The 1,491-nt window shown below is 72.8% G+C and carries 1 protein-coding gene; it reads left to right on the top strand.

The annotated features are described in order from the left end of the window. Nucleotides 1-322: 322 nt before the first annotated feature. Nucleotides 323-1,396, top strand: coding sequence for an SCO1860 family LAETG-anchored protein (locus IH13_RS0107270; RefSeq protein WP_031082100.1), 1,074 nt, complete (start codon nucleotides 323-325; stop codon nucleotides 1,394-1,396). Nucleotides 1,397-1,491 lie beyond the last annotated feature (95 nt).

Consider the following 1,491-nt stretch of genomic DNA (forward strand, 5'->3'; position numbering starts at 1 on the left):
GGGCCGGAGCCGGGGCGAGGGCGCGGTGTTGACCGCGGGTGACCCCGGGCCACCCCGGCTCGTTGGGCACTCTCGTGCCTCGGTGGGCCAGGGTGGCCGGTGCGCCGTCCACGCTCGGTGAAACGGGTGACTCCGGGGAACTCTCGTGCCGAAAGATTCGAATACGTACGCGGAAACCTCCCTTTGGAGTGAACTGACTCCAGGTGTCTGTCAGTTCACCCTCCGTGCGTAAAGATTCACGGAGTCGAGGCCACCGGCGCCCGCGATGTCCCCCATTGGGCGGTGCCGGTGGCTCCATGTCTCTTGTGGGGGTTCCACCATCTTGAACAGCAACACCTTCCGCCTGGCCGCCCTGGCGGTCGCCGCCGCGCCCGTCGCCCTGCTGGTCGCCGTCCCCGCGCAGGCAGCCACCGCGACCGTTCCGGCCGCCCCGGCCGACGGCCACGGAAAGGCGAGCGCCGTCGTGCTGCGCACCGGGCTCGACGTCTCGCTCCTCAGCAAGTCGGTCCAACTGCCGCTCAGGGCCACGCTCAACGAGGTGCAGGCCCCGGCCAGCGCGGAGAAGACGGCGCTCAGCGTGGAGCTCGACGGGGCCGAACAGGGGCGCCCGGTGCGGGTGCTGAGGGCCGACGTCGCCACGGCCGACGCCACCGTGGACGAGCGGAAGGCCGAGGGACACACCAACCTCGCCAACGCCCGGGTGCACGTGCCCGGTCTGCCGAAACTGTCCCTGATCGAGCTGGAGAAGGTCACCTCCAAGGCCCTGTGCGAGACGGGGAAGAAGCCGGTCGCCGAGTCGAACGTGCTGGGTCACGTCTCGGTGCTCGGCAAGCGGGTCACCCTCTCCTCGGGCGGCACGACGGACGTCGACGTCCCGGGCGTCGGTTCGGTCACCCTCGACCTGTCGAAGACCGCCACCACCACGAGCACGGCCGCCGCGACGGCTCTCCAGCTCCGGGTGTCGGTGAACCCGCTCGCCCTCAACGTCGCCGAGGTGGAGGGGGAGGTCACGCTGGCCGAGGCGACCTGCGAGACGCCGAAGGGCGGTGGCTCGGACGACGGCGGGTCCGGGAACGCCGGGTCGGGGAACGGCGGCTCCGAGAACGGCGGTTCCGACAACGGGGGCTCGGGCAACGGCGGTTCTGACAACGGCGGGTCGGAGAGCGGTGGTTCCGGGGACGAGGGCGGCACCGGTGGCGACAGCGCCGGCAAGGGTGACGAGATCGGCGACGTGAAGACCCAGACCGGCACCGGCAAGGCCCAGGCGTCCGGCACCGGCGACCTCGCCGAGACGGGCTCCAGCTCCTCCACCCCGTACATCGCGGGCGGCGCGGCCCTGCTGCTGGCCGCCGGCGCCGGAGCGACGGTCCTCGCCCGCAGGCGCTCGCAGAACTGACCCACGTAAGGCCGGGGCCCGGGGGGCGGGCTACGGGGGACGGGGGACAGGGAGCGGGGGACGGGGAGATTCGGCGGGGGCGGGGCGGGGGCCGG

The sequence above is a fragment of the Streptomyces sp. NRRL WC-3549 genome (genome assembly GCF_000721935.1).
Lineage (GTDB): Bacteria > Actinomycetota > Actinomycetes > Streptomycetales > Streptomycetaceae > Streptomyces.